A 21,192-nucleotide genomic window follows, 5' to 3' on the forward strand; every position below is an offset into this window, starting at 1 on the left:
ACCTCCACCACCCGAACGGGCGGATTCACGACGCCGACAAACGGGAAGCGGGGCGCTCGCCGCCCGGCTCGCGAGGAACGTACGTGGCGATGCCGGGGGCGCGGGGAACTGCGCGCGGGGGAACGGCAGCACGTGCAACTGGCTGACGGTGGGTCAGTTGCCGGTGAGCCGCCTTCCGATTCGCGCAGTTCCTCGCGCCCCTGCGGGGCGCTCCCCGGCGGGTGCGGCCGGGACTCAGATGGCGAGCGTGCCGGAGGCGACGATCTCGGCGGGGCCGGTCATCTCGATGCGGGAGTCGGGGTGCTCGGTGATGCGGAGGGTGCCGCCGGGGAGGTCGACGGTGTAGGTGACGGGTGCGCCGGTCTCGGCCGGAGCGAGGTGGTGGCGGCGGGCGGCCGCGACGGCGACGGCACAGGCGCCGGTGCCGCAGGAGCGGGTCTCGCCGGAGCCGCGCTCGTGGACCCGCATCGCGACGTGCCGCGGTCCGCGCTCCACCACGAACTCGACGTTGACGCCCTCCGGGTAGACGCCCTCGGTGACGCCGGGGGCGTCGTACAGGGTGCCCGCGTCGGCGAGGTCGTCGACGAAGGCGACGGCGTGCGGGTTGCCCATGTTGACGTTGAGCGCGGGCCAGCTGTGGTCCCCGACCGTCACGTCGACCGGGCCGGAGTCGGGCAGGGCCGCGTACCCCATGTCGACGGTGACCTCACCCGATTCGGCCACCACGACCTCGCGGACTCCCGCCCGGGTGGCCACCGCGAAGGCGCCGGTTCCGGCCAGTCCGGCCTCGACCAGGTAACGGGCGAAGACCCGGACCCCGTTGCCGCACATCTCGGCGATCGAACCGTCGGAGTTGCGGTAGTCCATGAACCACTCGGCCCGGTCCGCCATGCCCTCCGCCGCCGGGTCGGCCGCCGAGCGGACCACCCGGAGCAGCCCGTCCCCGCCGACGCCGGCCCGGCGGTCGCAGAGCAGGGCGACCTCGTCCGCGCCGAGGTCGAGCTTGCCGTCCTGGTCGGGGATGATCACGAAGTCGTTCTGGGTGCCGTGCCCCTTGAGGAAGGGGAGGCCGAAGGTCTGGGAAACCGATGCCGATGCGCTCACAGCGCCGATGGTACTGACCCGGGCCGCTCAGGCGGCGAGCCGTACCACCCGCCAGACGGCGAGGCCGACCGCGACCACGGCGATCAGGGTGTAGATCAGGATGGAGCGCCGGCTGGCCCGCAGCCCGCTCCCCCGGCGCGGCACGCCGGGCCACTTGTACCCGGCCATCCGGGCGGCCATCGCGCCCCAGCCGACCGAGGCGGCGGTGAGCAGCATGCCGAGCATCCCGATCATGGCGGCGCCGCGGTCCCCGGAGCCGAAGGCGAGCGGGAAGGCGAACATCATCGAGCCGAAGGTGGCGACCGCCGCGATCGGCAGGGTCTGCCACCAGCGCAGCCGCTTGCGGGGCCGGATCTCGCGCTCGTGCACCACTCCGGGTGCGGCGAGGTCGGCGAGCACGGGGAGCGCCACGGCGTAGGAGGTCGGCTCGGGCAGGGCGAGCTCGGCGCTCAGACTGCTCAGCTCCTCCGTCTCCGGGCCGGTTCCCGTGGACACGCGGCCTCCCCTGACGGTGCGACACGGGCCCGCGGGCCCGCTGCTGGTGAGGCGGATCGAACGACCTGCCTCCGGATGCTCTCGATGATGGCATGTCCGATCCGGCCGACAGCCGGTTCGACGGGCCCCCGGGTGATCCGTGGCCAGGACGTGATGTGCCCGTAACCCTCAGTTCGTCGTGCACCCGCAGCTGCACCGGCAGCGTGGCCGGAAACCGCCCCGGCCTGGTCAGATCTGACGGGCGGTCAACTCCAGCGAGCGCTCCAGGAGCTCCACCGGGTCGGCCCCGGCGGGGCGGGAGAGCCAGTGGATCCGGTCGTCCCGGCGGAACCAGGACTCCTGGCGGCGGGCGAACCGGCGGGTGGCACGCACGGTCTCGGCCTTGGCCTCCTCCTCGGTGCACTCCCCCGCGAAGAAGGAGAGCACCTGCTGGTAGCCGAGCGCCCGGGAGGCGGTCAGCCCGTCCCGCAGGCCCCGGCCCTCCAGGGTCCGGACCTCGTCCAGCAGGCCGGCCTCCCACATCCGGTCCACCCGCAGCTCGATCCGCTGGTCCAGCTCCGGCCGGGGCACCTGGACGCCGATCTGGACCGTCTCGTAGACGGCGGTGTTGCTCGGCAGGTTGGCTGTGAACGGCTGCCCGGTGATCTCGATGACCTCCAGCGCCCGGACGATCCGCCGGCCGTTGCTGGTCAGCACCGCCTCGGCGGCGGCCGGGTCGAGCGCGGCCAGCCGCTGGTGCAGGACGTACGGGCCCTGTTCGGCCAGCTCGGCCTCCAGCCGGGCCCGGACCGCCGGGTCGGTGCCGGGGAAGTCCATCTCGTCGATGGCGGCCCGGACGTACAGGCCGGAGCCGCCGACCAGCACCGGGGTGCGGCCCTCGGCCAGCAGCCGGTCCATCTCGGCCCGCGCCAGCCGCTGGTACTCGGCCACGCTGGCGGTCTCGGTGACGTCCCAGACGTCCAGCAGGTGGTGCGGGATACCGCCGCGCTCCTCCTGGGTGAGCTTGGCGGTGCCGATGTCCATGCCCCGGTAGAGCTGCATCGAGTCGGTGTTGATCACCTCGCCGCCGAGGCTGCGGGCGATGGCCACCGCGAGGTCGGACTTGCCGGCGGCGGTGGCGCCGACCACCGAGACGACGCGGGGCTGGGGAGTGGAGGAGGAGCTGCTCACGGGCCAAGTCTCGCAAAGATCGGGAGTGGCGCCGTGTCGTCGGCGGTCACCCTGGGGAAGTATGAGTATGGAATGACCGATTTGCCCCGCCCCGAGTGGTGGGGCCCGCCGAAGGAGAGCGACTGACCATGGGCCTGATGGACAACCTCAAGGGCAAGGCCGAGGAGCTCAAGGGCAAGGCCAGCGAGCTCGCGGGCAAGCACGGCGACAAGATCGACCAGGTGGTGGAGAAGGCCGGGGCGGCCGCGGACAAGGCCACCAAGCACAAGTACACCGACAAGATCGAGACCGGCACCAGCAAGGCCAAGGGCGCGGTCGACCAGTTCGCCGCCAAGCCCAAGGACGACGGCCCGAGCCAGAACTGACCGCCCGTCAGCTCCAGGAGGCGACGAAGTACCCGACCCCGTACGGGGCCTCGTCGTACCGGAGCCGCCCGCTCAGCCCGGCGCCCTGCGCAGCTCCCGCGAGGACCTGCCAGGGCGCCCGGCCGTCCGCCTGCAGCTCGGCCGAGAGTGCCGGGTCCAGCGCATTGAGCGCCTCGGTGTCGGCCTCGGCCAGCGCCTTGGCGGCGTGCACGTCGTACGGCTCGGCCCGCTCGTCCAGGTAGCCGGGGGCCTTGACGGTGCGGCAGGCGCTGCCGCCGCCGAGCACCAGCAGCCCGACCCGGTCGGCCAGCTCGGCCAGGCCCTCGCCGAGGCCGGTCAGCCGCTCCACCGGGGCGTCCGCGGGGACGGCGCAGGCGTGCGTGGGCACCGTGATCCCGGCCTGCTCCAGCAGCCAGGCCCCGACGGTCAGCGAGGGCGCGAGCTCCGGACCCTCCGCCACCGGCCCGGGCAGCCGGACCACCCGGGGCACCCCGTAGCGGTGGAACGACCCGATCCCGCCCTCGGTCCACACCCCGGGCTCCGGCCCGGCGCCGACCACCACGACCAGGTCGACCTCGCCGAGCTCCCGGACCGCCTCCAGGCACTGCTCCCGGAGGACGTCGAGCTCGGACGCGGCACCGGCGGCCACCTCGGGCACGAGCAGCGGCGGGCAGGGGCAGACGGCGGCGGCGACAAGCATGTCGATCACTCTACGGCCAAGGCCCCGGGAGCACGGAGCTCCCGGGGCCTCGGAGGCGCGTCAGCGGTCAGGCGTCGCAGCAGCCGCCGGCCGGCGCGAGCGGCAGCGGGGCCGGGGCGCCGATCTTGGGGAGGCCGAGCAGCACGCCGGCCGGCTTGGCCGGCGGGGTGCCCTGGCGCTTCTCCCAGGCGTCGCCCGCGCGGGTGCGGCGGACCGACAGGGTCGGACCCTCCGCCAGCAGGTGGTGCGGGGCGGCGTAGGTGATCTCGACCGTCACCACGTCGCCCGGGCGGACCGGCTCGACGGGGCGGGTGAAGTGCACCAGCCGGTTGTCGGGCGCCCGGCCGGAGAGCCGGTCGGTCCTGTCGTCCTTCTTGCCCTCGCCCTCGGCGACCAGGACCTCCAGCACCCGGCCGACCTGCTTCTTGTTCTCCTCCCAGGAGATCTCCTCCTGGAGGGCGACCAGCCGCTCGTAGCGCTCCTGCACCACAGCCTTGGGGATCTGGCCCTCCATCTCGGCCGCCGGGGTCCCGGGGCGCTTGGAGTACTGGAAGGTGAAGGCGTTGGTGAAGCGGGCCTCGCGGACCACGTGCATGGTCTGCTCGAAGTCCTCCTCGGTCTCGCCCGGGAAGCCGACGATGATGTCGGTGGAGATCGCCGCGTCCGGCATCGCCTCGCGCACCTTGCGGATGATCCCGAGGAAGCGGTCCTGCCGGTACGAGCGGCGCATCGCCTTGAGCACGGTGTCCGAGCCCGACTGCAGCGGCATGTGCAGCTGGTGCATCACGTTCGGCGTCTCGGCCATCGCGGCGATCACGTCGTCGGTGAAGTCGCGCGGGTGCGGCGAGGTGAAGCGGATCCGCTCCAGGCCCTCGATCTGCCCGGCCGCCCGGAGCAGCTTGGAGAAGGCCTCCCGGTCGCCCAGGTCGGAGCCGTAGGCGTTGACGTTCTGCCCCAGCAGGGTGACCTCGATGACGCCCTCGCCGACCAGCGCCTCGATCTCGGAGAGCACGTCGCCGGGGCGGCGGTCCTCCTCCTTGCCGCGCAGCGCGGGGACGATGCAGAAGGTGCAGGTGTTGTTGCAGCCGACCGAGATCGCCACCCAGGCCGCGTACGCCGACTCGCGCCGGGTCGGCAGGGTGGACGGGAAGGTCTCCAGCGACTCCAGGATCTCCACCTGGGCCTGCTGCTCGATCCGGGCCCGCTCCAGCAGTGCGGGCAGGTGCCCGATGTTGTGGGTGCCGAACACCACGTCGACCCACGGGGCCTTCTTGACGATGGTGTCGCGGTCCTTCTGCGCCAGGCAGCCGCCGACGGCGATCTGCATCGCCTTGTGCTGCTGCTTGTCGGCGGCCAGGCGCCCGAGGTTGCCGTACAGCTTGTTGTCGGCGTTCTCGCGCACGGCGCAGGTGTTGAACACCACCAGGTCGGGCTGCTCGCCGTCCTGGTCGGCCTTCACGTACCCGGCGTCCTCCAGCAGCCCGGAGAGGCGCTCGGAGTCGTGCACGTTCATCTGGCAGCCGTACGTGACGACCTTGTAGCTCTTGGAATCCTGGCTCGTACCCACGGACCTAGGGTACGTGGAAGCGGATCGGGCTCCTCGCCCCTCTCCCCATCCGGCGCCCGGCCTGGCAGTATCCAACCCCATGACCTGGAGACCCCGTGCCGCCCTGCGCACGGCGGCCCGCAGCCGGCTCGGCCGGGTGGCCGCCGTGTTCCTGCTGGTCGTGGGCGCGGCCGGGGGCTGGTGGGCCACCGCCGCCGACCGGACCGACTACCCGCGCGGCGAGACCGGCTTCGCCACCGGAGTCCCCCGGGGCGTGTACGACCGGTACGGGATCCTGCTGCGCACCTACCTGCACGACAACCTCCCCGGGGTCGAACTGCGGCTCGACAACTCCCAGGGCTCCGTCGACAACCTCGACCGGGTCGCGGCCGGGCGGGACTCCTTCGCCATCGCCACCGCCGACGCGGTGGCCAGCTACCGGGGGGACGGCAAGGACCGGATCCGCGCGATAGCCCGGCTCTACGACGACTACCTCCAGCTGGTGGTCCCCGCCGACTCGCCGGTGCAGCGGACCGCCGACCTCAAGGGCAGGCGGGTCGGGGTCGGGCAGAGCCGGTCCGGCGTCCAGCTGGTGACCCGGCGCCTGCTGGCCTCGGCCGGGCTGGACCCGGACGTGGACGTGTCGGCCTCGATGCTCGGTGTCGGCGACGCCGCCGACCAGTTGAGGAACGGTCAGCTCGACGCCTTCTTCTGGTCCGGCGGGCTGCCGACCAACGCGCTCACCGACCTGTCCGAGCGCTTCCCGATCCGGATCGTCCCGCTCGGCGACCTGGCCGAGGCGGTCCAGCACGTCGAGGGCGGCGGGGCCGACGCGTACCGCGCCGCGACCATCCCGGCCGACGTCTACCCCAAGGCCCACCCGGCCGGCACCGCGGTCGCCACGCTGGCCGTCCCGAACCTGCTGATCACCCGCGAGGACGTCGACTCCGCCCTGGTCCAGCGGATGACCAAGGCCGTGATCGACAGCCGCGACCGGATCGGCTCCGAAGTCCACGCCGCCCAGGTCGTCGACCTCCGCACCGCCGTCTACACCGACCCGCTCCCCCTCCACGCCGGCGCCAGCGCGTACTACCGCTCCGTCAAGCCGTAGGCACCGCGGGGCTGGCGAAAGTGGTCACCCCGGGGGCGCGGGGAACTGCGCGAGTACGGAAGGCGGCCCAGCGCTGGGTCGGGGCAGGCGAGCCAGTTGCACGTGGTGCCGTTCCCCCGCGCGCAGTTCCTCGCGCCCCCGGGATTACCTGGGACGAGGCACTGTCAGGCGGACGGTGAGCCCCGTGGGGTCGACCGGGGTGAAGTCGAGGGAGCCGCCGCCGGCCAGGAGGAGGGTGCGGGCGATGGAGAGGCCGAGGCCTGAGCCGTCGACGTTCTGGTGGCGGGGGCTGCGCCAGAAGCGGTCGCCGATGCGGGCGAGCTCCTCCTCGGTGAGGCCGGGGCCGGCGTCGGAGACGGTGAGGGTGAGTTCGCGCTTGTCCTGTTCGAGGCCGAGGCGGACCGCCTCGCCGCCGGGCGTGAACTTGAGGGCGTTGTCGAGGACGGCGTCCAACGCGCTGCCGAGGCCGATCGGGTCCGCCAGCCCGACCGCCGTGGCGGGGCCCTCCCAGGCGAGGCGGATGCCGCGCTGGTCGGCGACCGGCCGCCAGGCGTCGATGCGGGCCAGGACGAGGGCGGTGAGGTCGACCCGCTCCGGTTCGGGGCGGGCGTGCTCGGCGGTGGCGAGGCCGAGCAGGTCGTCGAGGACGCGGGCCAGCCGGGTGCCCTCCTCGCGGACGGCGCCGAGCTCCTCCTCGTGGCCCTCGGGCAGCTCCAGGCCGAGGAGTTCGACCCGGAGCAGCAACGCGGCCAGCGGGTTGCGCAGTTGGTGGGAGGCGTCCGCGACGAAGGCCCGCTGCTGGTCGAGGGCGAGCAGCACGTTGTCCGCCATGTCGTTGAACGAGCGGGCCAGGCGCCGGAGTTCGGGCGGGCCGGAGCTGGGGGCGACCCGGGCGTTCATCCGTCCGGTGGCGATGTCGTGGGTGGCCCGGTCGAGGGTGCGCACGGGGCGCAGCACCCAGCGGGTGAGCCGGACGGCGAGCAGGACGGCGGCGACCATGGCGAGGGCCTCGCCGGCGCCGAGCCAGAGCCAGCGGTCCAGCACCCGGGAGCGGAGTTCGCCGGTGGGCGACTCGGTGATGACCACGGCGATGACGTCGCCGTCGCGGACCACCGGGGCGGCCACCGTGATGGTGCGCTCCGGGGTCCAGGGCCAGACCTGTGGCGGGTTCTTGCTGCGGCGGCCGTCCACCGCGTCCTGGAAGGCCCGGGCGCCGGGGCCGCCCTCGGGGACCTGCCAGCCGGCCGGGGCGACCGCGACGGCGCTGCCGTCGCGGTGGAAGACGCCGGCCCGGATGCCGTAGAGCTCGTGGTAGCGCTGGACCTCGGCGGCCAGCGAGCGCAGCCGTCCGCCGTCGCCGTCCTCGGGGACGGAGGAGCCCTTGACGGCGGTGCCGGCCGGGGGCAGGCCCTGGGTGGGGAGCTGCTGGGCGAAGCGGGCGGCGTCGTCCATCCGGTCGACCACCACCAGGCTCTGCTCGGCGGCGGCCTTGGCGGCGGCCAGCGGGACCCCGAGGGCGGCCAGGACGGCGGCCATCAGGGAGAGCAGGATGCCGAGCAGGCGGGTGCGCACGGGGGTTCAGCTCTCCCGGGCGGGGGCTGACGGACCGTCGGAGGCCGGCTGCTCGGGCATCAGGCGGTAGCCGACCCCGCGCACCGCCTCGACCAGGCCGGGCAGCGCGAGCTTGGTGCGCAGCGAGCCGATGTGCACCTCGAGGGTGCGGCCGTTGCCCTCCCAGCCGGAGCGCCAGACCTCGCTGAAGATCTGCTCCCGCCGGTAGACCACGCCGGGGCTCTGGGCGAGCAGCGCCAGCAGGTCGAACTCCTTGCGGGTGAGCGGGACGTCGCGCCCGTGGACGCTGACCCGGCGGCGCTCGCGGTCGATCAGCACGCCGCGGGCCTCCAGCGGACCGGGCTGGTCGACGGGCTCGGAGGGTTCGGCGGCCTGGCCGCGGCGGGCCACCGCGTGGATGCGGGCGAGCAGTTCGCCCATGTCGTAGGGCTTGGTGACGTAGTCGTCGGCGCCCAGGTTGAGGCCGTGGATGCGGGAGCGGATGTCGGCCCGGGCGGTCACCATGATCACCGGGACGCTGCTGTGGGCGCGGATCCGGCTGCACACCTCGAAGCCGTCCCGGTCGGGCAGGCCGAGGTCGAGCAGCACCACCCGGTACGGCTCGTTCCCGTCCGGCACCAGGGCGTCCAGCGCCTCGTGTCCGCTGCGGGCGTGCCGGACCTGGAAGCCGTGCCGGCCCAGCACCGCGACCAGGGCAGCGGCCACCCGGTCGTCGTCCTCGACGAGCAGCAGTCGCATGCGGGCCTCCCTCCGGTCCGGCTGTCACGCCTCTTCTGCGTGGGGTACCTGCGGAGTATCGTCCAGTCCGCCCGTTCTGTCACGGCCCGGCCGGCGCATGCCCCGGCGGCACTGCGACGGGTGACCGGGCGTGGCCGGATCGTGATGCTCAAGTTCCGCTCAGATCCGCTGACGTGACAATGTCAGCCGCCCTAGGGTCAGCCGGACCGGGGGCTGAGAGCTCCGCCGGCGACCAGCCCCCGGTACCAGTGCACGGACCCAAGCACCGCCCACGAGGGAGCCAGGCTCGATGACCGAGAACGCCGTGAGTGACTCCGCAGCCGCTCCCCTGGTGGTGCTGAGCGGTGTGAACAAGCACTTCGGCGCCCTGCACGTGCTCCAGGACATCGACCTGGAGATCAAGCAGGGCGAGGTGGTCGTGCTCATCGGCCCGTCCGGCTCCGGCAAGTCGACCCTCTGCCGCACCATCAACCGGCTGGAGACCATCGACTCGGGCGCCATCACCGTCGACGGGCAGCCGCTGCCCGCCGAGGGCCGCCAGCTGGCCAAGCTCCGTGCCGAGGTGGGCATGGTGTTCCAGTCCTTCAACCTCTTCGCGCACAAGACCGTGCTGGAGAACGTGGTGCTCGGCCAGGTGAAGGTGCGCAAGGTCGCGCGCCCCGAGGCCGAGAAGACCGCGCGGGCCCTGCTGGAGCGGGTCGGCCTGGCCGCGCACGCGGACAAGTTCCCGGCCCAGCTCTCCGGCGGCCAGCAGCAGCGCGTGGCGATCGCCCGCGCGCTGGCCATGAAGCCCAAGGTGATGCTCTTCGACGAGCCGACCTCGGCGCTGGACCCGGAGATGGTGAACGAGGTGCTCGAGGTCATGCGCGGCCTCGCGGCCGAGGGCATGACCATGGTCGTGGTCACCCACGAGATGGGCTTCGCCCGCTCCGCCGCCAACCGCGTGCTCTTCATGGCCGACGGCCGGATCGTCGAGGAGAACACCCCGGAGGCGTTCTTCACCGCGCCCCGCAGCGACCGGGCCAAGGACTTCCTTTCGAAGATCCTGCACCACTGACGCCCCGGCTGACCTACCGTCAGTCCCTGTCATGCCCAGAACTTCCCCGGCCCGGCTCCACCGTGCCCCCGATCGAGGAGACAGCTCCCGCATGAGGACCCGTCGTACCATCGCCGCCGCCCTGTCCGTGCTCGCGCTGACCGCCGTCGCCGCCTGCGGCAAGGAGGCCCCGAAGGCCGAAGACTCCGCGGCCAAGCTCCCCACCTACACGGTGAAGACCGACGCCAAGGTCGAGGGCTCGAAGGTCTTCGAGGAGGCCAAGAAGCGCGGCAAGCTGATCGTCGGCGCCAAGTCCGACCAGCCCTTCCTCGGCTTCGAGAACGTCACCACCAAGACCCGTGACGGCTTCGACATCGAGATCGCCAAGATGATCGCGGCCGACCTGGGCTTCGGCCCGGACAAGATCGAGTTCAAGACGATCGTCTCGGCCAACCGCGAGACCGCCCTCCAGGGCAGCCAGATCGACTACTACGTCGGCACCTACACCATCAACGCGGGCCGCAAGGAGAAGGTCGCCTTCGCGGGCCCGTACTACGTGGCCGGCCAGGACCTGCTGGTGAAGAAGGACAACACCGCGATCACCGGCCCCGAGTCCGTCGCGGGCAAGAAGGTCTGCTCGGCCACCGGTTCCACCTCGGTGAAGCAGATCAAGACGTACAACCCGGGCGAGACCATCGAGTACGAGACCTACGCCCAGTGCGTGGACAAGCTGCTCACCGACGAGGTCGACGCGGTCACCACCGACGACGCGATCCTCAAGGGCTTCGCGGCCAAGAACGCCGGCAAGCTCAAGGTCGTCGGCAAGCCGTTCTCCAAGGAGCCGTACGGCATCGGCGTCCAGAAGGAGGACCCGGCGTTCCAGCAGGCCGTCATCGCCGCGCTGAAGGCGCACGAGGACAACGGCGACTGGAAGAAGGCCTACGACGCCACCCTCGGCCTCTCGGGCTCCCCCGCCCCGGAGATCCCGGCGCTCACCAACTGACCCGTCTGGCAACGAAAGGAGGGCCGCCGGCATGGGCATACTCTTCGAGGACGGCAATTTCGAGCTGTTCCGGAACGGGTTCCTGCAGACGGTCGAACTCAGCGCGCTGAGCGCCCTGTTCGCCCTGCTGCTGGGTGTCCTGCTGGCGGCCTTCCGGGTCTCCCCGGTCCCGGTGCTGCGAGTCTTCGGCACCGTCTGGGTGAACATCTTCCGGAACACCCCGCTGACCGTCCTGTTCTTCGCGGTGGTCTTCGGACTCCCGCGCCTGGGCGTGCACTTCGAGCACTTCACCTTCGCGGTGATCGCGCTCTCCGCCTACACCGCCTCGTTCGTCTGCGAGGTGATCCGGTCCGGCATCAACACCGTGCCGGTCGGCCAGGCCGAGGCGGCCCGCAGCCTCGGGATGACGTTCGGTCAGACCCTGACCCAGATCGTGCTGCCGCAGGCCGGGCGGACCGTGCTCGGACCGCTCAGCAGCGTCTTCATCGCGCTCCCCCGCAACTCGGCGGTGGCCGGTGCGTTCAGCGTGGCCGAGCTGTTCAACTTCCAGGCCACGCTGACCGACAAGGGCGCCTCGATCCTCGCCATCTTCTTCTGGGTCGCGCTCGCCTACCTGTTCATCAGCGCCTGCGTCGGCCTGTTCTTCAAGTTCCTGGAATCCCGTCTGGCGGTGGCCCGTTGAGCGGCAAGAGCAGTGTCCTCTACGACGTCCCCGGGCCCCGGGCCCGGATCCGCAACCACGCCCTCGGGGTGGTGGCCGGCCTCGCCCTGCTGGGCGGCCTCTGGTACGTGTTCACCCAGCTGAACGAGGCGGGCCAGTTCTCCGCCGAGATGTGGGACGTGTTCGCCTACAAGAACACGCAGGAGACCATCCTCACCGCGCTGCTGGACACCCTGAAGGCGTTCGCCACCGCCGCGGTCCTCTCGCTGCTGCTGGGCGCCCTGCTGGCGATCGGCCGGCTCTCGGACCACAAGCCGGTGCGCGCCGTCTGCACCGCCGTGGTGCAGTTCTTCCGGGCGATGCCGCTGCTGGTCATGATCTTTGGGCTGTACGTGGCGGTCTTCACCTCCACCCCGTTCTGGGCCCTGGTGACCGGTCTGACCCTGTACAACGGCGCCGTCCAGGCCGAGATCATCCGCTCCGGCATGAACGCGGTGCCGCGCGGCCAGAGCGAGGCCGGCTACGCGCTCGGCCTGCGCAAGACCCAGGTCATGACGCTGATCCTGACTCCGCAGGCGGTCCGGGCCATGCTGCCCGCGATCATCGGCCAGCTGGTGGTCACGCTCAAGGACACCTCTCTCGGGTACGTGATCACCTACCCGGAGCTGCTGAACGTCGGCAAGAAGATCGCCGCCACCTGGGTCACCCCGGACGGCTACCCCTACATCCCGGTCACCATCGTGATCGGCACGATCTACGTCCTCTGCTGCCTGCTGCTGACGGCGCTCGCCAAGTGGCTGGAGGGCTGGAGCCGCCGCGGCGCGAACCGGCGCACAACGTCCGCTGCTTGACGGACACGCAGGTGATCTGTTGCATTGCTCTTCGTGACACCACCCGGGACCCCTGACGCTCCGTCGGCCGCCGCTGCCCAAGCCCGGACCGAACGGTCCGCGGAGGTCCCGTCGTGGATCCGGTGATCATCGTCGGGGCCGGGCCGGTCGGCCTGGCCCTGGCGCTCGCGCTCGCCCGGCACGAGGTGCCGTCCATCGTCCTGGACGAGGGCGCCGGGGTCTGCTCCGAGGGCCCGCGCAGCGTGGTGCTCACCCAGCAGACCACCGGCTTCCTGACCCGGCTCGGCTACCAGCGGGCCGGGTCCGACGCCGTGTACTGGGACGCCTTCACCGTCTACCGGCGCCGCACCGAGGTGCTCCGGCTCCCGCTCACCGGGATCAGCCACCTCCCCCAGCACCGCCTGCACCGCGGCCTGCGGGACGCTGCCACCGCCACCCCGCTGATCCAGCTCACCCCGCACACCCGGCTGGTCGAGCTGGAGCAGGACGGGGACGGTGTCTCCGCCCGCACCCAGCACGTCCAGAACGGCACCTCCACCTGGTGGCGCGGCAGCCACCTGGTCGGCTGCGACGGGGCCCGCTCGGCCGTCCGCAAGCTGCTCAAGGTCCGCTTCCCCGGCCGCCCCGCGGTGGACCGGCACGCCGTCGCCACCCTCCGGGTGGACCTGCCCTTCCCCGGCGAGGCCCGGCTGCACCGCGAGCCGCCGTGGCGCGGCGACCGCGAGGCCTCCGCCCGTCCGCTCCCCGACGGCCTCTGGCGGCTGGACTGGCGGCTGCCGCCGGGCCGCCCGGCCCCCGAAACCCCGGTCGACCCGCACGCCACCTGGCCCGGCATCGTCACCGGCGACACCCTGCTGGCCCGGGTCCGCTCCACCCTGACCGGCTGGTGCGGCGAGCTCCCGAAGTTCGAACTGCTGGCCGCCGCGGACCACACCGCCCAGCAGCGCCTGGCCGCCCGCTTCCGGGTCGGCCGCTGCTTCCTGGCCGGGGACGCCGCCCACCTGCACGGCGCGCTCGGCATGCAGAACCTCGCCGACGGCCTGCGGGACGTGGACAACCTCTCCTGGCGGCTCGCCCTCGCCTGGCACCTGCACTCCGCGGCCGGCGGCGCCGAGTCCAGCCTGCTGGACGGGTACGAGACCGAGCGGCGCGGCGCGGTCGGCGCCCGGCTGCGCGCGGTGGACCAGTCGATGCCGCTGCTGCGGCCGCTGCGCGGCTGGGCCCAGACCAGGCGCTCGCTGCTGACCGGCTCCTTCCGCAAGCACGCCCCGCTGCTGACCGACGGTCAGCTCGGCACCGGCCGGTTCGGCGGCGCCCCCGCCTACCCCGAGGCGCCCTCCGGCGTCCCGAGCCGGGTGCCGCCGCAGCGCGGACCCAAGGGCACCGCGCTCACCGAGCAGCTCCCGCCGACCGCCCCCGGGGTGCTGGCCCCCGACCTCCCGGTGATCACCACCGAGGGCGCCCCCGACCACCTGCACGCCCGGCTCGGCGGCGGCTTCCTGCTGCTGCTGGTCGCCCCCGGTGCGACCGTCTGGTCCTCCCGGCACTGGCTCTCGGCCGGCCTGATGCCCCGGCTGACCGCGCTGGCCGCCTCGCTGCCGATCCCCGCCGAGGTGCTGGTCACCGACCAGTACCCGGCCGCCGACCCGCACACCGTGCTGCTGATCCGCCCCGACGGCCACGTGGTCGGCACCACCCACGGCGCCGAGCCGGACGCCCTGCACGCCCTCGCTCAGCACGCCCGCGGCGGCCCGGCCCCGATCACCAGCCCGGACCTGACCGGCTCCTGACGACGGGTCACTGGTCCCGGCGGCGCACCGCCAGGACGGTCACCACGACCGAGCCGGCCGCCCAGCAGGCGAGGGTCAGCCAGGCTCCGCCCGGGGTGCCCGGGTAGGGCTGGTGGGCCAGCACGTCGGGGCGCTCGGCCAGGGTGGTCCAGGCCCGGTACGGGGTGGCGTTGCCGAGCAGCGCGGTCCAGTACCGGCGGGTGCTCAGGAAGACCGGGGCCACCAGCAGCAGGAGGGTGGTGGCGGTGACCGCCGAGGCCCCGTGCCGGAGCAGCGCGCCGACCGCCATCCCCGCCAGGGCGGAGACCGGCGCCAGCAGCGCCGAGGCCAGCAGCAGCTGGAGCGCCCGGGGGTGGTCGAGCGTCACGGCGGCGTCGTACCGGGCGAACTGTGCCTGGGTCAGCCAGAACGAGGCCGCCGCCAGCAGTACCCCGAAGACCGAGGTGACGGCCGCCAGCACCAGCGCCTTGGCCGCCATCACCGAGCCGCGGGCGGGCACCGCGACGAAGGTGGTGCGGATCAGGCCGGTGCCGTACTCGCCGGTGACCGCGACCGCGCCGAACGCGCCCAGGGCGATCATCAGCACCGTCGCGCCGTTCCCGGTGAAGGCCGACAGCAGGGCCATCCCGTCCGCGACGAAGTCCGCGCGGTCGGCGGGCGCGTGCTCGCCCCAGTAGCGGACCTGGTCCCAGGCGGTGCCGACGTTCAGTCCGAGCACGGCGAGCGCGGTCAGCAGCAAGGTCCCGGCGGTGGAGCGCAGCGACCAGAGCTTGATCCACTCGGCGGCGACCAGGTCGGCGAGGCGGGCCCGGGGTTCGGTGGTGAGGGCCCGGGGTTCGGCGGTGAGGGCGGCGGTGGTCATCGGATGCTCCCGGCGTGGTCGGAGGTGAGGTCCATGAAGGCCTGTTCGAGCGAGGCGGTGCGCGGGCTGAGCTCGTGCAGCGGCAGGCGGTGACGGAGCGCCAGTTCGCCGATCTCGGCGGCGGCCAGGCCGCCGACGGTGAGCACCTCGCCGTCGGTCCGCACCTGCGCGCCCCGCTCGGCCAGCAGGGCGGCCAGCTCGGCGTGGCCCGGGGTGCGGACGGTGACGGTGGCACCGCCCCGGGCGGCGAAGGCGGTCAGGCCCTCGGCGGCGATCAGCTCGCCCCGGCCGATGACCACCAACTCGTCGGCGGTGTGCTCCATCTCGGTCATCAGGTGGCTGGAGACGAAGACCGTGCGGCCCTCGGCGGCCAGGCGCCGGAACAGCCCGCGCACCCAGCGCACGCCCTCCGGGTCCAGCCCGTTCAGCGGCTCGTCGAAGAGCAGCACCGGCGGGTCGCCGAGCAGTGCGCCGGCGATGCCCAGGCGCTGGCGCATGCCGAGCGAGTACCCGCCGATCCGGCGGCGGGCCGCGTCGGCGAGGCCGACCTCGGCCAGCACCTCCTCCACCCGGGAGCGCGGGATGCGGTTGCTCCGGGCCAGCGCGGCCAGATGGGCCCGGCCGCTGCGGCCGCCGTGCACCTCGCCCGCGTCCAGCAGCGCGCCGACCTGCCGCAGCCCGCGCGGCCGGTCCCGGAACGGACGGCCGTCGATCAGCACCGAGCCGCTGGTGGGGGCGTGCAGGCCGAGCACCATCCGCAGGGTGGTGCTCTTGCCGGAGCCGTTCGGCCCCAGGAAGCCCGTCACCCGGCCCGGGCGGACGGTGAAGGTGAGTCCGTGCACGGCGGTCGTGGACCCGTAACGCTTCGTCAGTTCGTTGACCTCGATCATGGCTTCGAGCCTGCCGGGCGGGCCCGGTGCCGGGCGTCGGCCGGGCGGGGGCACCTGCGGGCGGCGGGTGTCCTCCACGGGTGTACGACCACGGGCCGATGACCGGGCCGTCCATGATCGCTAGCATCGGCGCCATGCGGATACCCCTGCTCGGGCGGTTCAGCCCGGCCACCTGGACGGTTCTCGCCTGGTGCGCGGGCGTGGTGAACACCGCGCTGATCCGGGTGCAACTGCCCGGCGAGAGCGGCGCGGCGGTCCTGCGCGGGGTGGTCTTCCTGCGCTGGGACGGCCTGACGATGCTGGCGCTGGCGGGCCTGCTCACGGTGCTCGGTGCCCGGAGGCTGACGACCCGTCCGGCCGCCGGGCTCGCCTGGGTCCTGGCCGGGGCGGCGCTCGGCGGTGTACCGCTCAGCGTGGGGGAGATCCCGCTCCAGCAGTACTACGCGGTGGACGCCGCAGTGTACTTCCTGGCCGTGGCACTTCCCCGGCACCGCTCGCTGCGGGCCCTCGGCGCGGCGCTCGGCGTGCTGGCCGGCTACCTGGGCATCCGGATCGCCTGCGGCTGGCCGGTCGGCATCTCGGTCGAACTCCCGGTGGCCATGCTGGTGGTGATCGCCTGGCTGCTCGGCTCCTCCAACCGGCAGACCCGGGAGCACCAGGAGGAGACCCAGGTCCGGGCCACCGAACAGGCCGTCACCGACGAGCGGCTGCGGATCGCCCGCGAGCTGCACGACATGGTGGCCCACAGCCTGGGCGTGATCGCCCTCCAGGCCGGCGCCGCCAGGCGGGTGATCGACCGTCGGCCGGAGGCCGCCCGGGAGGCGCTGGGCACCATCGAGACCACCGGACGGGAGACCCTGGCCGGGCTGCGCCGGATGCTGGTCGCGCTGCGCACCGAGGAGCCGCTCGCGCCCGACCTCGGGGTGGCCGACCTGTTCCGGCTGGCGGAGTCCACCACCGCCGCCGGCCTCCGGGTGGAGCTGCGGCGCACCGGCGAAACCGTACCGCTGCCGCCGGAGGTCGACGTCTCCGCCTACCGGATCGTGCAGGAGTCCCTGACCAACGTGCTCAAGCACGCCCGCACCGACCACTGCCTGGTGACGGTCGACCAGCTCCCGGACGCCCTGCTGCTGGAGGTCACCGACCACGGGGCCGGGCCCGGCCCCGGTCCGACCGGTTTCGGGCTGGTCGGCATGCGCGAGCGGGTCGCCCTGCTGCACGGCGGGTTCGCGGCCGGGCCGCTGCCCGGCGGCGGCTTCCGGGTCACCGTCCGTCTCCCCCTCTCCGACTCGCTCCTGGAAGGAGCCCGATGACCGTCCGGGTCCTGCTCGCCGACGACCAGCCGCTGGTCCGCGCCGCCCTGAGGATGGTGATCACCGACGCCCCCGACCTGGAGCTGGCCGGGGAGGCCGGGAACGGCGCCGAGGCCGTCGCGCTGGCCGAGGAGCTGCGCCCCGACGTGGTGGTGATGGACCTGCGGATGCCGGTGTTGGACGGCATCGAGGCCACCCGGCGGATCACCTCCGGCCCGGCCGGCCCGCAGGTGGTCGTGCTGACCACCTTCGACGAGGACGAGAACGTGCACGGCGCTCTGCGGGCCGGCGCCTCCGGCTTCCTGGTCAAGGACATGGCGCTGGACGAGATCCTTTCCGCCGTCCGGGTGGTGGCGGGCGGCGAGGCGCTGCTCGCCCCGAGCGTCACCCGCCGCCTGATCACCGAGTTCACCGCCCGCCCGGGCGCCACCGCCCGGCGCGAGCTGACCGGCATCACCGACCGCGAGCGCGAGGTGCTCACCCTGGTCGGCCGGGGCCTGTCCAACGCGGAGATCTCCGAGCAGCTGGTGATCAGCCCCGCCACCACCAAGACCTACCTCAGCCGCCTGCTCGCCAAGCTCGACGCCCGCGACCGGGTCCGGCTGGTGATCCTGGCGTACGAGGCGGGCCTGGTCGGCGCCTGACCGGCCCGGCTGGTGGCCGTCCCGGACTCAGACCGGGACGGCCACCAGCCGGGTGCCGTCGCTGGTGCGGACCTCGAAGTGGTCGATCTGTCCGGAGGGCAGGCCCACCCCGCCGTGGGTGATCAGGCTGTCCGGCTGGCCCGGCAGCCCGTAGCCGGCCGGCGGGACGGCCCAGCTGGTGACGGTCTGCTGCTCGCCGGAGCGGCCCACCGCGATCAGCGAGCAGCTCAGCGGCCCCCGGACGCCCGCCAGTTGGAGCGCGACGTGGGTGCCCCACTTGCGGTCTTCCAGCGCGACGGTGGCGACCGCCCCGGTCGACGCGTCGGTTGCCGAGTGACGGACCCCGTGGTCCATCAACTCCTGGGCCGGGCTGGTGGAGTGGGCCACCGGACGGGCCTCCTCCGAGCCGCCGAGCGAGGCGCCGAGCAGCGGCCCGCCGATCAGCACCGCCACGGCCGCCGCCACCAGGAACAGCCTCCTGGTGCGCGCCGACCGCCGGCCGGCCGTGACCTCGGCGGTCAGCCGTTCCAGCAGCCGGCCGTCGTCGGCCGTCGGCACGGCGGGGCCGACGGCCTCCGCGTACTCCGCCAGCAGCGGTTCCAGCCCGGAGAGTTCGTCCGCCTCGGCGGTGCACCGGGCACACCCCGCCAGATGCGTGGCGAACTGCGCCATCTCCTCCGGTTCGAGCAGCCCGAGGACGTAGGCACCCACGTCGAGGTGCTGCTCCTGCGGGGACGTCACGATGTCACCCCTCGTTCCTCGAGAGCGTTCTTGAGCGATTTCAGCGCGTAGAAGACCCGGGACCTGACGGTGCCCGCCGGGATCCCGAGCTCGACGGCCGTCTCGTTGACGGTACGCCCCTTCAGGTAGGTCTCGACGATCACCTGCCGGTGCGGCTCGGTCAACGCGTCCAGGGCCTCGGAGATGGCCATCAGTCGCAGCGCGCGCTCCAGTTCGTCCTCGGCCGGCATCACGTCGAGCACCGCGTCGCCGACCTCGGACGGCCGGGCGAGGCGGCTGCGGTGGCCGTCGATGACGATCCGGCGGGCCACCGTCACCAGCCAGGGGCGCAGCGAGTCGGCGGCCGGGTCGAGCCGGTGCAGGTTGCGCCAGGCCCGGACCAGCGTCTCCTGCACCACGTCCTCGGCCCGGTGCCGGTCGCCGCCGACCAGCCGGAGCACGAAGCTCATCAGGGCGGCGGCGTGCCGCTCGTGCAGGGCTCGGACCAACTCCTCTTCCCGGTCCGGCGGTTGGGCCGCCGGTCGGTGAGGCGGGCCGGAGGCCGTCCGATCGCGCCGCATGCGCCCCTCCTCCTCACGCAGCACCAGGGTCGGCGGGGTCATCAGTAGCCGCCGCCACCGCCGGACGTGGCGGCCGCCTTCTTCCCGTCCGGGGCGGCCGCGAACCAGGTGCCGCCGACGCCCTGCCCGTTGGTCTCGCCCGGCGCCTTGTCCCCGGCGAAGCGGTACAGCGGCCAGCCGCCCAGGGTGAGTTGCTGCGTGCCGTCCGCCCGGGTCACCGTACCGACCAGGGCCCTGTCCACTCCCTGGAGGGTGCCCTGCGCGTTGACCGGCACCGGCGGCCACTTGGCCGCGCAGTCGCCGTTGCAGTTCGAGGCCGAGGGCTTGGCGGTGTCCTTGTCGAAGCGGTAGAGCGTGTAGCCCAGTCCGTCCAGCACGGTCGGCCCGAAGCCGGCCGGGCGGCCGACGGCCAGCGAACCCTTGAGCACCGCCTTGTCCGCTGCGGGGGCGGAGGGCGCGGTGGTGGCTGCGGCGGGCGGGGCGGCGGGCGCCGCGGTCGAGGCCCCCTCCGAGCCGCAGGCGGTGAGCAGCAGCAGACCGGCCACGGCCGGGGCGGCGAGCAGGGCGGTGCGGCGAAGCGTGCGCATGAGTGGTCTCCCCCACGGAGTACGACGGGTGGTCACCCATCAGTACGGAGGGGAGCCGGGGAACACTCAAAGGCGGCCGAAGATTTTTCCGGCGCGGCCCCGGACGGCTACCGGGCCACCTCCACCGCCCGGGTCTCGCGGATCACCGTGACCCGGACCTGGCCGGGGAGGCTGACCTCCTCGGTGATCCGCTTGGCGATCTCCCGGGCCAGCACCTGGGCCGCGATGTCGTCCACCTGCTCCGGCTGGACCAGCACCCGGACCTCCCGGCCCGCCTGCATCGCATAGGCCTTGGTGACCCCGGGCTGGGCCACCGCGATCTCCTCCAGCCGGGCCAGCCGCCGGACGTAGTTCTCGGCCGACTCCTTGCGGGCGCCCGGCCGTCCGCCGGAGCAGGCGTCGGCGGCCTGCACCAGTACCGCCTCGACGGTCTGCGGGTCGACCTCGCCGTGGTGCGCGGCGATCGCGTGCACCACCTCGGCCTGCTCGCCCCAGCGGCGTGCGTAGTCGGCCCCGGCCAGGGCGTGGCTTCCGACCGCGTCCGAGGAGAGCGCCTTGCCGATGTCGTGCAGCAGCGCGGCCCGCCGCACCAGCGCCGCGTCCGCCCCCACCTCGGCCGCCAGCACCGCGCCCACCCGGGCCGACTCCACCAGGTGCGCCAGCACGTTCTGCCCGTAGGAGGTGCGGTAGCGCAGCTGGCCCAGGGTGCGGACCAACTCCGGCTCCATCTCGCCGACCTGGGCCGCCAGCAGGGCGTCCTCCCCGGCCCGCACGCAGAGCCGCTCCACCTCGCGCAGGCTGCGGGCGTGCACCGCCTCGATCCGGGCGGGCTGGATCCGGCCGTCCGAGACCAGGGTCTCCAGGGTGAGCCGGGCGGCCTCCCGGCGGACCGGGTCGAAGCTGGAGAGCTGGACCACGCCCGGGGTCTCGTCCACCAGCAGGTTGACCCCGGTGACGGCCTCGAAGGCGCGGATGTTGCGCCCCTCCTTGCCGATGATCCGGCCCTTCAAGTCCTCGGCGGGAAGCCGGAAGACCGAGAGCACCGTCTCCGCCGTCTGCTCGCTCGCCACCCGCTGCACGGCGTTCGCCACGATGTCCCTGGCCAGGTCCTCGCCGTCCCGCCGGGCCGCGCGCTCGATCTCCCGGACGGTCACCGCGGCCTCCCGGCGGGCCGCCGCCTCGGCCACCCGCAGCACCTCGGCCCTGGCCTCCTCGGCCGTCAGCCCCGCCAGCCGCTCCAGCTCACGGCGCTGCTCGCCCTCACGCTCGGCCACCGCCGCCTCCCGGGCAGCCAACTCCGCCCGACGACTGCCGAGTTCCGCCTCGACCAGCCCGACCGCGCCGACCGCCCGCCGCTCGGTGCCGCGCATCCACCGGAACGCCAGCAGCAGCAGCGCCGACAGCAGAACCCCGAGGCACCCCGTCACGATCCACATAGGGTCCGCTCCCGTCC

At 73.6% G+C, this 21,192-nt stretch carries 22 protein-coding genes; 9 read left to right on the forward strand and 13 right to left on the reverse strand.

Features of this window, described 5'->3' with window-relative positions:
• Positions 1-234: 234 nt before the first annotated feature.
• The 3 genes from dapF to miaA all read right to left on the reverse strand — a co-directional run bounded on the left by dapF (position 235) and on the right by miaA (position 2,769).
• Positions 235-1,104, reverse strand: coding sequence for a diaminopimelate epimerase (gene dapF, locus ACWEPF_RS01975; RefSeq protein WP_345288831.1), 870 nt, complete (start codon positions 1,102-1,104; stop codon positions 235-237).
• A 27-nt stretch (positions 1,105-1,131) separates the two neighbouring features.
• On the reverse strand, positions 1,132-1,599 hold the full coding sequence (locus ACWEPF_RS01980) for a hypothetical protein (RefSeq protein ID WP_345288830.1): 468 nt from the start codon (positions 1,597-1,599) through the stop codon (positions 1,132-1,134).
• A 228-nt stretch (positions 1,600-1,827) separates the two neighbouring features.
• Positions 1,828-2,769: a tRNA (adenosine(37)-N6)-dimethylallyltransferase MiaA gene (gene miaA / locus ACWEPF_RS01985; RefSeq protein WP_452171001.1), complete on the reverse strand. Its 942-nt coding sequence runs from the start codon at positions 2,767-2,769 to the stop codon at positions 1,828-1,830.
• 128 nt (positions 2,770-2,897) lie between these two features.
• On the opposite strand from miaA, the gene ACWEPF_RS01990 reads away from it, so the two are divergent.
• The gene (locus ACWEPF_RS01990) at positions 2,898-3,134 is read left to right on the forward strand and encodes an antitoxin (protein WP_345288828.1); all 237 of its coding nucleotides are present in this window, start codon (positions 2,898-2,900) and stop codon (positions 3,132-3,134) included.
• Positions 3,135-3,141: 7 nt separating this feature from the next.
• On the opposite strand, the gene ACWEPF_RS01995 is transcribed toward ACWEPF_RS01990, so the two are convergent.
• Positions 3,142-3,834, reverse strand: a complete 693-nt coding sequence (locus tag ACWEPF_RS01995; protein WP_452171002.1) for a class III extradiol dioxygenase subunit B-like domain-containing protein — start codon at positions 3,832-3,834, stop codon at positions 3,142-3,144.
• 67 nt (positions 3,835-3,901) lie between these two features.
• Positions 3,902-5,401: a tRNA (N6-isopentenyl adenosine(37)-C2)-methylthiotransferase MiaB gene (gene miaB / locus ACWEPF_RS02000; protein ID WP_452171003.1), complete on the reverse strand. Its 1,500-nt coding sequence runs from the start codon at positions 5,399-5,401 to the stop codon at positions 3,902-3,904.
• Positions 5,402-5,480: 79 nt separating this feature from the next.
• Between miaB and ACWEPF_RS02005 the strand changes: the two genes are divergently transcribed.
• Positions 5,481-6,491 carry a TAXI family TRAP transporter solute-binding subunit gene (locus ACWEPF_RS02005; RefSeq protein ID WP_452171004.1) on the forward strand — a complete coding sequence of 337 codons (1,011 nt, stop codon included), beginning with the start codon at positions 5,481-5,483 and terminating at the stop codon, positions 6,489-6,491.
• Between the two features lie 144 nt (positions 6,492-6,635).
• On the opposite strand, the gene ACWEPF_RS02010 is transcribed toward ACWEPF_RS02005, so the two are convergent.
• Both ACWEPF_RS02010 and ACWEPF_RS02015 read right to left on the reverse strand, forming a co-directional pair.
• On the reverse strand, positions 6,636-8,063 hold the full coding sequence (locus ACWEPF_RS02010; protein WP_452171005.1) for a sensor histidine kinase: 1,428 nt from the start codon (positions 8,061-8,063) through the stop codon (positions 6,636-6,638).
• Positions 8,064-8,069: 6 nt separating this feature from the next.
• Positions 8,070-8,801, reverse strand: a complete 732-nt coding sequence (locus tag ACWEPF_RS02015; protein ID WP_345288823.1) for a response regulator transcription factor — start codon at positions 8,799-8,801, stop codon at positions 8,070-8,072.
• 289 nt (positions 8,802-9,090) lie between these two features.
• Here ACWEPF_RS02015 and ACWEPF_RS02020 point away from each other — a divergent pair, with 289 nt between their 5' ends.
• The 5 genes from ACWEPF_RS02020 (at position 9,091) to ACWEPF_RS02040 (ending at position 14,142) form a co-directional block, all read left to right on the forward strand.
• Positions 9,091-9,858, forward strand: a complete 768-nt coding sequence (locus tag ACWEPF_RS02020) for an amino acid ABC transporter ATP-binding protein (protein WP_380149841.1) — start codon at positions 9,091-9,093, stop codon at positions 9,856-9,858.
• Between the two features lie 91 nt (positions 9,859-9,949).
• Positions 9,950-10,840 (forward strand): glutamate ABC transporter substrate-binding protein, encoded by an 891-nt coding sequence (locus tag ACWEPF_RS02025; protein WP_345288822.1) that lies wholly within the window; start codon positions 9,950-9,952, stop codon positions 10,838-10,840.
• Between the two features lie 31 nt (positions 10,841-10,871).
• Positions 10,872-11,522 (forward strand): amino acid ABC transporter permease, encoded by a 651-nt coding sequence (locus ACWEPF_RS02030; protein WP_452171006.1) that lies wholly within the window; start codon positions 10,872-10,874, stop codon positions 11,520-11,522.
• Positions 11,519-12,352, forward strand: a complete 834-nt coding sequence (locus tag ACWEPF_RS02035; RefSeq protein WP_452171007.1) for an amino acid ABC transporter permease — start codon at positions 11,519-11,521, stop codon at positions 12,350-12,352. Before ACWEPF_RS02030 ends, ACWEPF_RS02035 begins: the two co-directional genes overlap by 4 nt.
• 113 nt (positions 12,353-12,465) lie before the next feature.
• A complete protein-coding gene (locus ACWEPF_RS02040; protein ID WP_452171008.1) occupies positions 12,466-14,142 on the forward strand; it encodes an FAD-dependent monooxygenase in 1,677 nt (558 codons plus the stop codon).
• A 7-nt stretch (positions 14,143-14,149) separates the two neighbouring features.
• On the opposite strand, the gene ACWEPF_RS02045 is transcribed toward ACWEPF_RS02040, so the two are convergent.
• Complete coding sequence (locus ACWEPF_RS02045; RefSeq protein ID WP_452171009.1) at positions 14,150-15,004, reverse strand: ABC transporter permease; 855 nt, start codon at positions 15,002-15,004, stop codon at positions 14,150-14,152.
• Entirely contained in the window at positions 15,001-15,894 is an 894-nt protein-coding gene (locus ACWEPF_RS02050) for an ABC transporter ATP-binding protein (protein WP_452171010.1), read from the reverse strand. Before ACWEPF_RS02050 ends, ACWEPF_RS02045 begins: the two co-directional genes overlap by 4 nt.
• A gap of 134 nt (positions 15,895-16,028) precedes the next feature.
• Between ACWEPF_RS02050 and ACWEPF_RS02055 the strand changes: the two genes are divergently transcribed.
• On the forward strand, positions 16,029-17,207 hold the full coding sequence (locus tag ACWEPF_RS02055; protein WP_452171011.1) for a sensor histidine kinase: 1,179 nt from the start codon (positions 16,029-16,031) through the stop codon (positions 17,205-17,207).
• Positions 17,204-17,851 carry a response regulator gene (locus tag ACWEPF_RS02060; RefSeq protein WP_452171012.1) on the forward strand — a complete coding sequence of 216 codons (648 nt, stop codon included), beginning with the start codon at positions 17,204-17,206 and terminating at the stop codon, positions 17,849-17,851. Before ACWEPF_RS02055 ends, ACWEPF_RS02060 begins: the two co-directional genes overlap by 4 nt.
• Before the next feature lie 27 nt (positions 17,852-17,878).
• Here the strand turns inward: ACWEPF_RS02060 and ACWEPF_RS02065 are convergent, their stop codons facing one another.
• From ACWEPF_RS02065 to rny, 4 genes are all read right to left on the reverse strand, one after another.
• Entirely contained in the window at positions 17,879-18,592 is a 714-nt protein-coding gene (locus ACWEPF_RS02065) for an anti-sigma factor family protein (protein ID WP_452171013.1), read from the reverse strand.
• Positions 18,589-19,152 carry a sigma-70 family RNA polymerase sigma factor gene (locus tag ACWEPF_RS02070; RefSeq protein WP_452171014.1) on the reverse strand — a complete coding sequence of 188 codons (564 nt, stop codon included), beginning with the start codon at positions 19,150-19,152 and terminating at the stop codon, positions 18,589-18,591. Before ACWEPF_RS02070 ends, ACWEPF_RS02065 begins: the two co-directional genes overlap by 4 nt.
• A 41-nt stretch (positions 19,153-19,193) precedes the next feature.
• Positions 19,194-19,739: a hypothetical protein gene (locus tag ACWEPF_RS02075; RefSeq protein WP_452171015.1), complete on the reverse strand. Its 546-nt coding sequence runs from the start codon at positions 19,737-19,739 to the stop codon at positions 19,194-19,196.
• 107 nt (positions 19,740-19,846) lie between these two features.
• Complete coding sequence (rny, locus tag ACWEPF_RS02080; RefSeq protein ID WP_452171016.1) at positions 19,847-21,175, reverse strand: ribonuclease Y; 1,329 nt, start codon at positions 21,173-21,175, stop codon at positions 19,847-19,849.
• Between the last annotated feature and the right edge of the window lie 17 nt (positions 21,176-21,192).

It is taken from the genome of Kitasatospora sp. NPDC004289 (assembly GCF_053602875.1).

Excerpts from the sequence above, each read along its gene's own strand:
- ACWEPF_RS01990 (WP_345288828.1), top strand. The coding sequence starts at position 2,898 with ATGGGCCTGATGGACAACCTCAAGGGCAAGGCCGAGGAGCTCAAGGGC.
- ACWEPF_RS01995 (WP_452171002.1), bottom strand. The coding sequence starts at position 3,834 with ATGCTTGTCGCCGCCGCCGTCTGCCCCTGCCCGCCGCTGCTCGTGCCC.
- ACWEPF_RS02005 (WP_452171004.1), top strand. The coding sequence starts at position 5,481 with ATGACCTGGAGACCCCGTGCCGCCCTGCGCACGGCGGCCCGCAGCCGG.
- ACWEPF_RS02015 (WP_345288823.1), bottom strand. The coding sequence starts at position 8,801 with ATGCGACTGCTGCTCGTCGAGGACGACGACCGGGTGGCCGCTGCCCTG.
- ACWEPF_RS02020 (WP_380149841.1), top strand. The coding sequence starts at position 9,091 with ATGACCGAGAACGCCGTGAGTGACTCCGCAGCCGCTCCCCTGGTGGTG.
- ACWEPF_RS02025 (WP_345288822.1), top strand. The coding sequence starts at position 9,950 with ATGAGGACCCGTCGTACCATCGCCGCCGCCCTGTCCGTGCTCGCGCTG.
- ACWEPF_RS02030 (WP_452171006.1), top strand. The coding sequence starts at position 10,872 with ATGGGCATACTCTTCGAGGACGGCAATTTCGAGCTGTTCCGGAACGGG.
- ACWEPF_RS02045 (WP_452171009.1), bottom strand. The coding sequence starts at position 15,004 with ATGACCACCGCCGCCCTCACCGCCGAACCCCGGGCCCTCACCACCGAA.
- ACWEPF_RS02050 (WP_452171010.1), bottom strand. The coding sequence starts at position 15,894 with ATGATCGAGGTCAACGAACTGACGAAGCGTTACGGGTCCACGACCGCC.
- ACWEPF_RS02055 (WP_452171011.1), top strand. The coding sequence starts at position 16,029 with ATGCGGATACCCCTGCTCGGGCGGTTCAGCCCGGCCACCTGGACGGTT.
- ACWEPF_RS02060 (WP_452171012.1), top strand. The coding sequence starts at position 17,204 with ATGACCGTCCGGGTCCTGCTCGCCGACGACCAGCCGCTGGTCCGCGCC.
- ACWEPF_RS02070 (WP_452171014.1), bottom strand. The coding sequence starts at position 19,152 with ATGCGGCGCGATCGGACGGCCTCCGGCCCGCCTCACCGACCGGCGGCC.
- ACWEPF_RS02075 (WP_452171015.1), bottom strand. The coding sequence starts at position 19,739 with ATGCGCACGCTTCGCCGCACCGCCCTGCTCGCCGCCCCGGCCGTGGCC.
- rny (WP_452171016.1), bottom strand. The coding sequence starts at position 21,175 with ATGTGGATCGTGACGGGGTGCCTCGGGGTTCTGCTGTCGGCGCTGCTG.